Here is a 12870-nt window from a genome sequence, read left to right on the forward strand (position 1 = left end):
AGCTCAACAACCCGATTTTCCGAGGAGCCGAGCTAGTGCGGGCGTTCTTCGGACCGGCCCAGGTTGTGAAGCAGCGGCGAACTCGATAGCCCTCGGCGATTGCGGAAACCTGTCGCCGCCCGATTAGTCTAGGCGCGCGGCGCGTCGTCTTCGCCCTCGACCATCAGCTTTCGGATCAATTCGCGAACCCAGCGCTGCCCGGCATGGCCGTGACAACGCTCGTGCCAGATCAAGCCGATATCGAACCGTTCGCTCAGCCAGGGCAGATCGATGATCATCAGCCTTTCCGATTGGGCACGAAACAGCCGCCTGGGTACGAGAGCGACAAGATCGCTGCTGGAAACAATTTCGGGAATGAACAAGAACGAGCCCGCTGACATGACGACATTGCGCCGATAACCGAGAACTCCCAAGGCGTCGTCAACTGGTGTCTCGAAGTTGCCGCCTCGCCGTGAGACGACGATATGTTCCAGCCTGACATAGTTCTCGATCGTCAGACCAGGCTTCAGATCCGGGTGGCCTTGCCTGCCGATGAGGACATATGTTTCCTCGTAAAGATCACATGCACGTAGATGCGGCATCGAGGGATCGGGTGTGGCGATCACCAAATCGATATCGCCGTTCGCCAGCTGCTGTTCCATGAGGGCGGGGGACAGGTGCCAAACCGCCACGCGCACGCCTGGTGCTATCCGCCGGAGCGCCAAGACGAGCGGCATCACAACGGCTGCCTGGACATAATCCGAGCAAGCGATCGACACAGCGAGTTGCGCCGTTTCGGGATCGAAGTCCCTGTGGGACTGCAGTGTCGAGCGCACCCGATCCAACGCCTCGCGCAATTGTGGGGCAAGTTCTGTTGCCTTGGCGGTCGGGGTCATTCCGCGCTGGGCAGGAAGAAGCAACGGATCGTCGAACAAATCCCGCAGCCGCGCGAGTTGCGCACTGACTGCCGGCTGGCTGAGATGCAGCTTCGCCGCCGCCTTGGTGACGTTCCGTTCGGCGAGCAGCACTTCGAGCGTTGCCAGAAGGTTGAGGTCGATGCGGCTGGTATCCACCACATTTATTTCCGAATAAAATATAATCGATTTCAAATATCGCTGAAAAGCCTTCATCCTGCAAGCCTCGACGCGGGAGCTTCACCAATCCCTCCCGCGGGAGGCAAGGATGTCATCGTCAGTTTTCTTTATCCCAATACTGAGCAGGCACGCTTCGATGCCGCCTCGAGAAACATGTGCCCTTGGCCCTGGGCCTGCTTGGCGACGCCGTCAGAGGGGTGATCGTCGAAACCGGCCTTGGCGGCGCACAGCCGGGTGCCCCCGCGCCCTACATCGCCGCGTCTCACGCGCTGTTCGAGTCGCCGGACAGCTTCCAAAAAGCATTCCACGCGCACGCGGCCGAAATTCACGGCGACGTACCGAACTACACCGACATCGCGCCGGTCGTTCAGCTCGGGAATGTGAGCGTCGCGACGTTGATGGCCGACGCAAAGATCATCTCCAACTTCACCAACGCGCTGGCCCATACCGAGCTTGATGATCCGGTGAAGCCGCTGGCTTGGGTACATCCCAGCGAGCGCTGAAGCGCCACCCCACACTCCACGATAGAAACCAGAGAAGCATGATGAAGAAGAATATCCTTATTGTATCTGCGCACCCCGAAGCAACCTCGCTCACCCGGCAGTTGGTCGACGTTACTGTCGAGACGCTTGGCGCCGCCGGACACGAGATCGTGCAATCCGAACTTTACGGTATGAAGTGGAAAGCAGTGTTCGACGCCGACGACTTTCCCGTCCGCACCAATCCCGACCGGCTGTCGTTCATCATGGAATCGGGCCATGCCTATGCGACCGGCAACCAGACGCCGGATGTTGTCGCCGAACAGGCCAAACTCCTTGCCGCGGACGCGGTCATCCTGCAGTTCCCGCTGTGGTGGTATGGCGTGCCCGCGATCCTGAAGGGCTGGATCGAACGCGTCTATGCCTTTGGTTTCGCTTATGGCTACCAGAACGGCACCAACGAGTTTCGCTTCGGGGACGGCATCCTGAAGGGCAAGCGCGCGCTGGTAAATGTTCAGGCCGGTGGACCTGTGGCGGACTATGGCCCGCGCGGGATCAACGCGCCGATTGAGCAGCTGCTCTTTCCGCTGACCCACGGCGCGCTCTTCTATCCGGGCATGGATGTGCTGCCCACGCACGCTGTCTACAGCGTCGGCCATGTCTCCACCGCCGAAGAGGTCGAGGCGATCAAGGCGGGCTGGCGCGCGCGACTCGCCGGGCTGTTCACCGACGCGCCAATCCCGTTCCGTGCGCAGAACGGAGGCGATTTCCCCGATCGCCACACCATGGCGGATGACGTCGCGCCGGGCCAGACCGGCATCGTCGCGCATGTCGCCGAAAGGGTGGTCGAGACGGTTGACGCGTGAGGCACGACGATCATGAAGCCTGCGCTGATCGCGCTGGCCGCCGGAGCATTTGCCATTGGCACGACTGAGTTCGTGATCATTGGCCTGGTTCCCGGGATCGCGCGCGATCTCGGGACAACGCTCCCGGCGGCTGGTCTGCTCGTTTCCGGCTACGCCCTCGCCGTGACCATCGGTGCCCCCACGGTCACGGCGTTAGTCGGGCATCTGCCGCGCCGGCCGTTAGCGGTTGGATTGATGCTGCGGTTCGCGCTCGGCAATCTCTTGAGCGGCTTCGCGTCCGGCTATGGCGCGATGCTGGCGGGACGCATCATCACTGGCGTGGCGCACGGCGTCTTTTTCTCCATCGGCGCCACAATCGCGATGTCGTTGGTGGAACGGTCACGCGGGGCCCGTGCCGTCGCACTGATGTTCGCCGGCCTCACCGTCGCCATGGTGGTTGGCGTTCCGTCAGGAACATTCATCGGCCAGCGACTTGATTGGCGCGCGCCCTTCTTTGTCATCGCCGGGCTGGGCGCGCTGGCGGCGACGTTTCTGCACATTTTGCTGCCGCGCCAGATTTCCTTTGAGCCGTCGGCGGGCTTGCTCTCTCAGTTCAGGCTGTTGCAACAACCCAAGTTGCTCACGCTCTATGCCATCGCGGCGCTAGGATACGGCGGATCGTTCGCGGTCGTCACCTTTCTGTCGCCGCTCATGACCACAGTCACGCATGTGTCCGAGACGAGCGTGAGCCTGGCGCTGATGGTATTCGGCGCCGCCGCGGTGGTGGGCAATCTGGTCGGCGGACAATTGGGGGACGCGCTCGGGACGCGGCGTGGCCTCGCCTTTGCGCTCATCGGCCTTCTATTGGCGCTTGCGGCGCTGCCTTATCCTGCGCCGCACGCCGGCGTGATGTTCGTCAATATCTTCTTCTGGTCGGTCTTCTGCTTCTGCACCGGACCGATCGTACAGGCAGGCGTGATTGCTGTGGCGGAGAAAGAGGCACCCGATGCGGTCGCCACCGCTTCAGGGTTTAACATCGCCGCCTTCAATCTAGGCATTGCTGGCGCTTCGGCTTTGGGCGGAGTGATCCTCGCCGGGCCGGGGCGTGATGGTGACGCCGTTTGCAGCTATCGCCGCCGCCGCAACCGCTCTCGCCATCACCCCATTCGTTGGTGCTGTCGGCATGGCTGAAAGCGCGCCTGCTCTTCTGCCGATCAAGGGAAAGGAAATCGTATGAAAGCTTGGGTAGTCCGCGCGCCCGGTGGGTTCGACCGCCTGGAAATCGGCGAGCGCGATGATCCCGGCGTCCCTGCCCCGGGTGAGATCCGTGTCGCGATCCACGCCACCTCGCTCAATTTCCACGATCTGCTCGTTGCCAATGGCGGCATTCCGGCCGCCGACGGCCGCGTGCTGATGGCTGACGGTGCGGGTGTCGTCGAGGCGGTCGGCTTGGGTGTCACCGAATTCGCGCCCGGCGATCACGCTGTGTCGACCTTCTTCCCGCACTGGCCGGCAGGCGCGCCGTTCGATGCGGTCGGGAATTTCGCGGGCACACCGGGTGACGGCATCGACGGTATGGCAACAACCCATGTCGTGCGCGCCGCCACCGCCTTCACCCGTGCGCCAGCCGGGTGGAGCCATGCCGAGGCGGCGACGATCACTACGGCAGGTCTCACCGCGTGGCGCGCGCTCGTCGTCGACGGCGGGCTGCGCGCGGGCGCGACAGTGCTGATCATGGGCACCGGTGGCGTCTCGATCGCCGCGCTTCAGATCGCCAAAGCGATGGGCGCGACGGTGATCGCTACCTCGTCCTCGGGCGCGAAGCGCGAACGCCTCACAGCGCTCGGTGCCGATCATACCCTCGACTACCGCGAGATGCCCGAATGGGGCCCCGCGGTGCGTGATCTGACCGGCGGTCTCGGCGTCGATCATGTCGTCGAGATCGGCGGGCCGGGCACGCTGCCGCAATCGATCGCGGCGGTGCGCGTCGGCGGGCATATCGCGCTCATCGGTGTCCTCACCGGGCGCGAGGGGCAGGTGCCGACAATGGAGCTGATGCGTAAGCAGGCGCGGCTCCAGGGGCTGATCGTCGGCAGCCGGCGCGATCAGCAGGATTATGTGACGGCGCTGGAGGTGACCGGCATCCGCCCGGTCATCGACAGGAGCTTTGCCTTCGAAGAGCTGGCCGACGCCTTTCGCTACCAACTAAGCGGCGCGCATTTCGGCAAGATATGCGCCGAATGGTAGGCGGAGACTGATCCATGATTCGGCTCGGGCTCGCGAACGCGGCGACGATCGAGGCTCTGGCGTGGATCGCACGGCGGCGCATGCCGGCGATCGCATGCGGCTATCTCGAAAGCGGGACCGGCGCCGAGCTGGCGCTCGCGCGCAACCGCGCCGCGCTCGACGCGATCACGCTCGCACCGCGCTACATGCGCGATACCAGCGGCCGCTCGACCGCGCCGCACTGTTCGGCGGCGATTATAACCTGCCGATCGGCATCTCGCCCGTTGGTCTTGTCAACGCGCTGTGGCCCGGCGCTGATAACATGCTGGCGGCGGCGGCGCGGGCAGCGAACGTTCCCTATGGCCTGTCGACCGTGGGCACGACGAGCATCGAAGCGAGCGGCAGCGATGCTGCGCCCTCCTTCGCGATCGTCTCCTTCATCAATTCGGGGTCGTCTACCGCATCCGCTGTGACGTTCGCGACCAGCGCATTCGCTCTAATGATGACGCCCCGCTACGACTGATGACTAAGCAGGCGCAAACCGCATCCAAAGCGCTGTTCACTGACTATCTAAACGACGACTGCTTCCAGGAACGCACATAATTCGACTGAACGGCCGATTATGGGGCGCTTTGCTGCCTCGCTCGAATGCAGCCCATCCATTTACGGACAGGCCGCTCCGTTAAGATTTCCGTTCGCTCTGCAAGTGTCAGCGCATCTTCAATATCGACACCGAGGTACCTTGGCCGTGTTTTCGATTTTGGTGTGACCGAGCAAAATCTGGATCGCTCGGAGATTGCCGGTCGCCTTATAGATCATTGAGGCCTTGGTTCGGCGCATCGGCCCAACCCGGAGGCACCGGACGACCAATTCTGCCGTGCCTGTCCCGCTGGGCCTTCCCAATCGGGAAAGCCCTCGCACTGGTATCTCAGTATTGTGGTTTCGACCGTGTAACCCAGAACAGGAAGGCGGCGGGGAGAGCTGCGGTGATAGCGAAATGGCGCGTACTGGCTTCCGGCGACCAGCGGCTCGTCCACAGGCTGCGGTCAAAGGCTATTCCGCCAACGGCGTTCACCAGCCCATGCAGCCTGATGCAGGGGATCAGGCTGCCACGGCCGGTCAGCCATAGCCCGCGCCGATGCGGTCGTGACGACGCAGAGCATTGAAGCCCTGCGCCGCCAGCGCCACGCGCCGCGCTTCGGAAACGGAGAGCTCCACCTTCAGGAGCGCGCTCCCGACACCGTCGCGATAAAGGCGCGCAGGTCGGCCAGCATCAGTTCCGGCTCTTCCAGCGCGGCGAAATGGCCGCCCCGCGGCATGTCGGTCCAATGCACGATGTTGTAGGTCTTCTCCGCGAACGAGCGCGGCGGCGGCAAGAACACCGGATCGGGGAAGGCCGCAACGCCGGTCGGCACCTGGATGCGGGTGCCGGCCGGAAGCATCAGCGACTCCTCAAGCCGGCTGCCGTAGTAGATCCAGGTTGCAGTCACGAACGATGCCGGCGCGATGTAGAGCATGATGTTGGTGAGGAGTTCCTCCTCGGAAAACTTGCTCCAGACGTCGGGGTTGCCATCGGCGGTTGTCGGAAGATCGGCCCACTTGCCGAACTTTTCGAGTATCCAGCCCGCCGCTCCGACCGGGCTGTCGGCCATCGCGACGCCGAGCGTTTGCGGACGGGTCGCCTGCTCGTGAAAGTAGGCGCTCTCCCGGTCGGCAATCGCGGCGCGCTTGGCGGCGAAGGACTTCTCCTCGCCGGTCGTCGGAGCGGCGTCCTCCGCACGCACGGTCATCATGTTGATATGGATGCCGAGCAGAGCGTCCGGTCGATCATGCGCTGCCCAGGCCGCGATGCCGTGGCCCCAATCGCCCCCTTGAATGAAATACCGCGCGTCGCCGAACAGTTGGATCACCAGCCCATGCACGAGCACAGCAGCCCGCCGCGGGCCAATCGGGCGCGTGATCGGGTTGGAGAACGCGAAGCCAGGAAGCGAGGGGACGACAACATCGTGCCCGTCCGCCGCGAGCGGCTCCAACAGCCGCTCGAACTCGAGATACGAGCCCGGCCAGCCGTGGAGAAGCAGGACGGGCGGCTTGGAGCCGTCGCCTTTCACATGAACGAAGTGGAGGTGCTCGCCTTCCACGTCGGCCGTGAAGTTGGGGAGTGCGTTGAGGCGCCGTTCGACCGCACGCCAGTCGTAGCTGTCCCGCCAATACGCGGCGAGCCGCTTGAGGTCATCAACCCCGACCCCCGCTGACCAGCCCCCCGCATCCGGCAGCTGGCTCCAGTCATAAGCCTCGACCTTGGCTCTGATCGTGGCGAGCCGTTCGTCAGGGATGTTGATCGTGTAGGGTGAAATCATGATGTTTTCCGCTTAAGCTGGGATGCGGTTCGAGGGAGAGGGCGTCCACTAATCGGCTATCCGTATTATCGATGAATGTTTGAGAGCCGAAGGCCGCTCGGCATACTACTCGGTACGTCGCCGAGGTTGAAATCGAACCTTCTGCATGTTGTTATCCAACGAATGGATACCAGAAACCTCGATCTCGGCCTGCTCGTCACGCTCGAAGCCCTCTTGGCGGAAGGAAACGTTACGCGTGCCGCCCGGCGCTTGAACCTGAGCCAACCCGCCTTGTCGGCACGGCTGGCGCGGCTTCGCGATGAACTCGGCGATCCCCTCCTCATTCCGGCACAGCGTGGGATGGTCCTGACCCAACGCGCTGTCGGGCTTCGGCAACTGTTGCATGACGCGCTGGAGGGTGTCCGCAGGGTTGTGGCAGATGTAATGCCGTCCGACCCGGCAACCATGGAGGCCACCCTGGTGATCGCCGCGAGCGACTATATGCAGTATGCGCTGCTCACCCGCTTCTCGGTCGCGCTCAGGACAGAGGCACCCAAGGTCCGCATCGCCTGGCGTGCCCTGGACGTGCTGGCGCTCGCCACGCAGTTGGAGCGCGGCGAAATCGACCTGGCCTTGGCATCTCCAGACCATGCACCTGCGGCCATGCGCCAGCGCCAGCTCTTTCGTGAGGATTACGCGGTGATCGCTCGGCAGGGACACCCGGCCGTGCAAGGCCGTCTCAGCCTAGATGTGTTCTGCGCTTTGGAGCACGTTGTCGTGTCTCCCAAGAGCGGCGGGTTCTCAGGGCCTGCCGATGCAGCACTTGAGGCCGTCGGCCGCCGCCGCACAGTAGCCCTGTCCACGTCGGGCTTTCTGATCGTGCCAGAGGTCGTGTCACAGTCCGACATGATCGCTTTGATCCCACGGCGGATCGCCGATGGCTGGTCGGATCAGGTGCAGGTGGTGGAACCACCACTCACCATTCCTGGCTTTACTATCGCGAGTGTCTGGCACGACCGGACCACCAACAATCCGGCAAAACGCTGGCTGCGTGAACGGCTAACGATGTTGGCCGCCGAAGGGTAATACCGACTGAACTGAAGGCTGCGCACGACGTTTCCCGAAACGCCATCGTTTTCGAGACAACTGCCGGGGTAGCGAGCGGCAGCTATTCGCTGCGAGGCTCCTGATAGCCGCCTGGCAGAAAAGTCCCCAATATGAGCCGTTATATGCGAGCGGCGAGCAAGGTGAACGAACGACCGGTTTCGGAATGACTGGCCGGCAGGCGCGACGGCAGCAATTGGGCGCAAAGCTGACCCGCCTTTGTGCACGCTATTCTACGCCAGAGCACTTCCACCCATCGAAGCGGATTTACATCATCCTGATAGTGCGCACAGATCGGTGCCGTGAGACAGAAATGGAGTAGGCCAGCTCGATGCGAGTGAAAGACGGACGCGAACGGCAGTCAAGCGAAGGCGAAAACCACCGCCGAAACTACGCTATTGCCGCAGTTTGTATCCGTCACTCCCACTCGATCGTGCCGGGCGGCTTGCTGGTCACGTCGTAAACGACGCGGTTGATGCCGCGAACTTCGTTGATGATGCGGGTGGCCGTGCGGCCGAGGAAGTTCATGTCGTAGGGATAGAAATCCGCGGTCATGCCGTCGACCGAGGTGACGGCCCGCAATGCGCAGACGAAGTCGTAGGTGCGGTAGTCGCCCATGACGCCGACGGTCTGCACCGGCAGCAGCACGGCAAACGCCTGCCAGATCGTGTCGTAAAGGCCGGCCTTGCGGATTTCGTCGAGATAGATCGCGTCCGCCTTGCGCAGGATGTCGAGCTTTTCGCGGGTGACACCACCCGGGCAGCGGATCGCAAGGCCCGGACCCGGGAAGGGATGGCGGCCGATGAAGCTCTCCGGCAGGCCGAGCTCGCGGCCGAGCGCGCGCACTTCGTCCTTGAACAGTTCGCGCAGCGGCTCGACCAGCTTCATGTTCATGCGTTCGGGAAGGCCGCCGACATTGTGGTGGCTCTTGATGGTCACCGAAGGCCCGCCCGAGAAGGAAACGCTTTCGATCACGTCCGGATAGAGCGTGCCCTGGGCCAGAAATGCCGGAGAGCCCTTGCCGTCGGCGGCGATCTTTGCGGCTTCCGCCTCGAACACCTCGATGAACAGCCGGCCGATCGTCTTGCGCTTCACTTCCGGATCGGAAACGCCGGCAAGCTGGGTCAGGAACAGGTCGGACGCATCCACATGGACGAGCGGGATATTATAGTTGTCGCGGAACATACCGACGACCTGCTCGGTCTCACCCTGGCGCATCAGGCCGTGGTCGACATAGATGCAGGTCAGTTGGTCGCCGACCGCCTCGTGGATCAGGACCGCCGCAACCGAGGAATCGACGCCGCCGGAGAGGCCGCAGATCACCCGTTCCTTGCCAACCTGTTCACGGATCTTGCGGATCATTTCGGCGCGATAGGCGGCCATGGTCCAATCGGACTTGAGGCCGACGATCTTGTGCACGAAATTGGAGAGCAGCTTGGCGCCGTCAGGCGTGTGCACCACTTCCGGGTGGAACATGGTGGTGTAATAGTGCCGGCTTTCGTCGGCCGCGATCGCAAAAGGCGCATTCTCCGACGTCGCGATCACTTCGAAACCGTGCGGCAGTTGGGTGACGCGGTCGCCGTGGCTCATCCAGACCGGATAACGCCCGCCCATTTCCCAGAAACCGTCAAACAGCGGGCTCGCCTTTTTGATCTCGACGTCGGCGCGGCCGAATTCCGCCGCATGCCCGCCTTCGACGACGCCGCCGAGCTGGGTGCAGAGCGTCTGCTGCCCGTAACAGATGCCGAGGATCGGAACGCCGCTGTCGAACACCGCCTGCGGAGCGCGGGGGCTGCCTTCGGTGGTGACCGACGCCGGGCCGCCGGAGAAGATCACGCCCTTGGGCTGAAGTTTCTCGAATGCTGCGCTTGCGTGCTGGAAGGGGTGGATTTCGCAGTAGACGCCCGCTTCACGGATGCGACGCGCGATCAGCTGCGTCACCTGGCTGCCGAAATCGATGATGAGAATGCTGTCGGGATGAGCTATCTGGGTCATGCCGAGCCTTTAAAGAAACTTCCCGTTTCTGGCAACGGGGAATGAGGCGAAAATCGTGCCTTCAAAGCGCGATGGCGCCATCCTCCAGCCCTTCGAACAGGCTGTCGACCGCATCCGCCAGCTTCCTGTCGATCACATGCAGGTATTCGGTCCAGTCGCCGACATGCTTCAGCTCTTCCTTGCCGTCGGAAATGCCGCGCAGGCCGATCAGCGGAATCTCGAAAAGCTGGCAGCAGCGCAGCACCGCGAATGTCTCCATGTCGACCATGTCGGCACCGACGAGATCGTAGGCGGCACCGGAGACGATATTGCCGCCGGTCGACAGCGAGGCTTGTCTGACACCCGGGATGAGTAAGGGGAGCGGGATGATCGCCGGATGGTCGAGGAAGGGCGTGCGGCCTTTCTCGAACCCGAGCGGCGAGGCGTCCATGTCGCGATAGGCTACCGACGAGGCCTGGTAGATTTCTGTCTGCTCGAGGTTGCGGGAACCGGCCGAGCCGAGCGAGACGACGAGATCGGGCAGGTCGTCTGTCGCTTCCAGCCTCGTCAGCGCATGGGAAAGCACCACGGCTGCCTCGACCGGGCCGACCCCTGTCATCAATGGCTTGATGCGGGACTGGAGCGCCGGGCCGTATTCAGCGTCGACCGCCATCACGAAGAGAATGGACTTGCCGCCGGCAAGGCTCGGCTCGCCGAGGGGAAGAGAAGAAGTCATCCGGTTACGTCCTCTCGGCCGCGGATCACCATCATGGTGCCGGTCATGGAAGCGATGAGTTTGGCGGGGCCGTCGCCGATCGCATAGGCGCGGCCGTCGGCGACTATGATCGTCGAGCCCGGCTTGGTGATTTCGCCACGGAACAGAAAGCGTTCGCCGCGGCCGGGCGACATCAGGTTCACCTTGAATTCGATGGTGAGGATCGAGGCGTCCGGTTCGATCACCGTATAGGCGGCATAACCGCAGGCGGCATCAAGCGCTGCAGAAATCACGCCGGCATGCAGGAAACCGTGCTGCTGGGTAAGCTTGATGTCGAAAGGGAGCTCGATCTCGACTATCGCCTGTTCGACGCGTGTCAGCTCTGCGCCGAGCATCCCCATCGCGCCCTGCCGGGCGAAGCTCTGGCGCACCCGCTCGCGGAAGTCGCCCGTATCTTTCCCGTTCATGTTCCCGCCCCTTTCGCAGTTGCGAAATTGGCATGGCCGGCGATGTTCGGCAAGCCGTACGATGGAGCGTACTTAATTCATCAGAACGATCGACAGGTTGAGGAGCGTCGCGAAGGCGACCCAGAGTGCATAGGGCACGAAAAGCCACGCAGATTTGCGGTTTTCCCGCCAGCTTGCGCCGATGAAAAGCAGGATGGAGATCAGCAGCGGCACGATGACGACGAGGCCGAGAACGGGGCTTTGCAGGCCGAAGAAAGCCGGCGACCACAGGAGGTTGAGCGCGGCTTGTATGGCAAAGAGAACGAGCCGGCGGCCGTTGTTCTCGTCATACCAGGTTTCGGAAAGCACGACCCCGATCAGGACGTACAAAACCGTCCAGACGGGAGCGAAAATCCAGCTCGGCGGATTGAAGAATGGTTTGTCGAGCGATTGATACCACTCGCCAGGCTGGTTGCTTGCGCCGCTCAAGGCGCCGAGTGCGACGCAGGCGACGATGAAGGCGATCATAACGACGTTCTTGCTCATCCCGCCGCAATTAGGGCGCTCCGGCAGCCAGGAAAGGTCAGTTCAGCCGGACGATGTGCTGGTCCCAGGCAACTTGGCTGCGTGTCTCGTTGAACCGCCCGTCATAGGAGGAAACGGCAACGCCATGCGCGGCGGGCGCGACGCCGGCGGCCTCGCGGACGGTTTCTTCCTTCACCACGGCCCCGGTTTTCGCGTCGAGGGTGACTGCGGCCCCGCCGATCGGCGAGGTGAGGCCGACGACGCCGTCACGGCGGTTGACGGCGATAGCGCCGACATAATTGCCAAGCCGGACGGTCGTTTCCTCCGGCAGCGAGACGAACGAAAGGTCCTCGCCCCTGGAAAACCAGCCGGCAAGCGGCGGCAGCGCGTTGCGCGCACCTTCCCACTGACAGGCGAACCAGATGCGGCCGTTGTCAGTGATGTCGAGATGGCGGGTGGAGAGCTGTTTCAGCGAAGCGGGCAGGCGGTGCCGCTGGATAAGGGCGCCGGTCTTCGCATCGAGCAGAACCAGCGACGGTTCCATGCGGTCGACATTGAGCTTGGTGCGCCCGAAATCCGGATGGGTTTCGATGCCACCATTGGCGATGACCAACAGCTTGCCGTCGTCAGAGACGGTCATGTCATGGGTGCCGATGCCGTGCGCGTCGAACTCGGCGATGCGGTGGAATTTGTCCCAGGTGTCGTAGACGCCGATCGTGCCGCGATTGCCGTCGAAATCGTTCTCGCTGGCATAAAGCCGCGTGCCGTCCGGCGAGAAATGGCCATGACCGTAGAAATGCCGGCCTTCCGGCGAGGTGATCATGATCGGCTCAGTCTGCCGCGAGGGATCGAATACCATGGCAAACGTGCCGGGACGGCGGGCAAAAGCGACGGTGCGGCCGGTGGCGGTGCTATAGGCCATGCCGTGGGCGCGGGCGGGAAGGGCGACGCGGTCGATGATCTCGCCGCGTTCGGAAACGGTGGCGACGCCGAAAGAGCCATCCGGCGCCTTGAAGCCGGAGGCATAGACCGCATCGGTGCGTTCGAGCGCCATCAGCGAGCGCGGCGAAAGGGCGGCGGTGAAAATGACACCCGCCGCTTTCAGAAATCCGCGCCGGTCGATGGCCTCGCCGCGCCACATGGT

13 protein-coding genes and 1 pseudogene are annotated in these 12870 nt (G+C 63.2%); 6 read left to right on the top strand and 8 right to left on the bottom strand.

Annotated features, from left to right (window positions below):
• Positions 1-128: 128 nt before the first annotated feature.
• Positions 129-1052 (bottom strand): LysR family transcriptional regulator, encoded by a 924-nt coding sequence (locus ACZ9IU_RS02110; RefSeq protein WP_038548460.1) that lies wholly within the window; start codon positions 1050-1052, stop codon positions 129-131.
• Positions 1053-1228: 176 nt separating this feature from the next.
• Here ACZ9IU_RS02110 and ACZ9IU_RS02115 point away from each other — a divergent pair, with 176 nt between their 5' ends.
• The 5 genes from ACZ9IU_RS02115 to ACZ9IU_RS02135 all read left to right on the top strand — a co-directional run bounded on the left by ACZ9IU_RS02115 (position 1229) and on the right by ACZ9IU_RS02135 (position 5146).
• Positions 1229-1576 (top strand): EthD family reductase, encoded by a 348-nt coding sequence (locus ACZ9IU_RS02115; protein ID WP_173426766.1) that lies wholly within the window; start codon positions 1229-1231, stop codon positions 1574-1576.
• A 38-nt stretch (positions 1577-1614) separates the two neighbouring features.
• The gene (locus ACZ9IU_RS02120) at positions 1615-2418 is read left to right on the top strand and encodes an NAD(P)H-dependent oxidoreductase (protein WP_244447461.1); all 804 of its coding nucleotides are present in this window, start codon (positions 1615-1617) and stop codon (positions 2416-2418) included.
• Between the two features lie 12 nt (positions 2419-2430).
• Positions 2431-3588: an MFS transporter gene (locus ACZ9IU_RS02125; RefSeq protein WP_065814784.1), complete on the top strand. Its 1158-nt coding sequence runs from the start codon at positions 2431-2433 to the stop codon at positions 3586-3588.
• A gap of 42 nt (positions 3589-3630) precedes the next feature.
• Positions 3631-4644 (top strand): zinc-dependent alcohol dehydrogenase family protein, encoded by a 1014-nt coding sequence (locus ACZ9IU_RS02130; protein WP_038548466.1) that lies wholly within the window; start codon positions 3631-3633, stop codon positions 4642-4644.
• Positions 4645-4738: 94 nt separating this feature from the next.
• Entirely contained in the window at positions 4739-5146 is a 408-nt protein-coding gene (locus ACZ9IU_RS02135) for an alpha-hydroxy-acid oxidizing protein (RefSeq protein WP_367396526.1), read from the top strand.
• 163 nt (positions 5147-5309) lie between these two features.
• Here ACZ9IU_RS02135 and ACZ9IU_RS02140 read toward each other — a convergent pair.
• A pseudogene (locus tag ACZ9IU_RS02140) lies at positions 5310-5463 on the bottom strand (integrase); the annotation flags it as partial.
• A 380-nt stretch (positions 5464-5843) separates the two neighbouring features.
• Positions 5844-6983, bottom strand: a complete 1140-nt coding sequence (locus ACZ9IU_RS02145) for an epoxide hydrolase family protein (protein WP_038548472.1) — start codon at positions 6981-6983, stop codon at positions 5844-5846.
• A gap of 126 nt (positions 6984-7109) precedes the next feature.
• Between ACZ9IU_RS02145 and ACZ9IU_RS02150 the strand changes: the two genes are divergently transcribed.
• Positions 7110-8048 (top strand): LysR family transcriptional regulator, encoded by a 939-nt coding sequence (locus tag ACZ9IU_RS02150; protein WP_498956615.1) that lies wholly within the window; start codon positions 7110-7112, stop codon positions 8046-8048.
• A gap of 435 nt (positions 8049-8483) precedes the next feature.
• Here ACZ9IU_RS02150 and guaA read toward each other — a convergent pair whose 3' ends face one another.
• The 5 genes from guaA to ACZ9IU_RS02175 form a co-directional block, all read right to left on the bottom strand.
• Complete coding sequence (gene guaA, locus ACZ9IU_RS02155) at positions 8484-10061, bottom strand: glutamine-hydrolyzing GMP synthase (protein WP_038548478.1); 1578 nt, start codon at positions 10059-10061, stop codon at positions 8484-8486.
• Positions 10062-10122: 61 nt separating this feature from the next.
• Positions 10123-10776, bottom strand: coding sequence for a 5'-methylthioadenosine/S-adenosylhomocysteine nucleosidase (locus tag ACZ9IU_RS02160; RefSeq protein ID WP_038548481.1), 654 nt, complete (start codon positions 10774-10776; stop codon positions 10123-10125).
• Positions 10773-11222, bottom strand: a complete 450-nt coding sequence (locus ACZ9IU_RS02165) for a PaaI family thioesterase (protein WP_038548484.1) — start codon at positions 11220-11222, stop codon at positions 10773-10775. Before ACZ9IU_RS02165 ends, ACZ9IU_RS02160 begins: the two co-directional genes overlap by 4 nt.
• Positions 11223-11294: 72 nt before the next feature.
• Entirely contained in the window at positions 11295-11747 is a 453-nt protein-coding gene (locus ACZ9IU_RS02170) for a TspO/MBR family protein (protein WP_038548487.1), read from the bottom strand.
• 37 nt (positions 11748-11784) lie between these two features.
• Positions 11785-12867: a DUF1513 domain-containing protein gene (locus ACZ9IU_RS02175; RefSeq protein ID WP_038548490.1), complete on the bottom strand. Its 1083-nt coding sequence runs from the start codon at positions 12865-12867 to the stop codon at positions 11785-11787.
• Between the last annotated feature and the right edge of the window lie 3 nt (positions 12868-12870).

This window comes from Mesorhizobium sp. USDA 4132, assembly GCF_056279545.1.

Coding starts and splice junctions, on each gene's coding strand:
- ACZ9IU_RS02120 (WP_244447461.1), top strand. CDS start 1,615: ATGATGAAGAAGAATATCCTTATTGTATCTGCGCACCCCGAAGCAACC.
- ACZ9IU_RS02125 (WP_065814784.1), top strand. CDS start 2,431: ATGAAGCCTGCGCTGATCGCGCTGGCCGCCGGAGCATTTGCCATTGGC.
- ACZ9IU_RS02130 (WP_038548466.1), top strand. CDS start 3,631: ATGAAAGCTTGGGTAGTCCGCGCGCCCGGTGGGTTCGACCGCCTGGAA.
- ACZ9IU_RS02135 (WP_367396526.1), top strand. CDS start 4,739: ATGCGGCTATCTCGAAAGCGGGACCGGCGCCGAGCTGGCGCTCGCGCG.
- ACZ9IU_RS02145 (WP_038548472.1), bottom strand. CDS start 6,983: ATGATTTCACCCTACACGATCAACATCCCTGACGAACGGCTCGCCACG.
- guaA (WP_038548478.1), bottom strand. CDS start 10,061: ATGACCCAGATAGCTCATCCCGACAGCATTCTCATCATCGATTTCGGC.
- ACZ9IU_RS02160 (WP_038548481.1), bottom strand. CDS start 10,776: ATGACTTCTTCTCTTCCCCTCGGCGAGCCGAGCCTTGCCGGCGGCAAG.
- ACZ9IU_RS02165 (WP_038548484.1), bottom strand. CDS start 11,222: ATGAACGGGAAAGATACGGGCGACTTCCGCGAGCGGGTGCGCCAGAGC.
- ACZ9IU_RS02170 (WP_038548487.1), bottom strand. CDS start 11,747: ATGAGCAAGAACGTCGTTATGATCGCCTTCATCGTCGCCTGCGTCGCA.
- ACZ9IU_RS02175 (WP_038548490.1), bottom strand. CDS start 12,867: ATGTGGCGCGGCGAGGCCATCGACCGGCGCGGATTTCTGAAAGCGGCG.